Origin of the sequence: Nostoc sp. 2RC (assembly GCF_014222165.1) — a bacterium.
GTDB lineage: Bacteria > Cyanobacteriota > Cyanobacteriia > Cyanobacteriales > Nostocaceae > Nostoc > Nostoc linckia.
Genome location: NZ_JACKZU010000861.1, coordinates 1 through 232 on the forward strand (window position 1 = coordinate 1; position 232 = coordinate 232).

The window sequence follows — 232 nt, forward strand, 5'->3', positions numbered from 1 at the left end:
CATCAAAACCCTCACAGGGCATAGCAGTTTGGTCTATAGCGTAGTCTTCAGCCCCGATGGCAAGACACTGGCTTCTGGCAGTTCAGACAAGACCATCAAACTCTGGGATGTCAGCACCAGCAAAGCCATCAAAACCCTCACAGGGCATAGCAGTTGGGTCAATAGCGTAGTCTTCAGCCCCGATGGCAAGACACTGGCTTCTGCAAGTGATGACAACACCATCAAACTCTGG

At 51.3% G+C, this 232-nt stretch carries 1 pseudogene; it reads left to right on the forward strand.

Annotated elements, in window-relative coordinates:
• A pseudogene (locus tag GNE10_RS35280) lies at positions 1-232 on the forward strand (PD40 domain-containing protein); the annotation flags it as partial.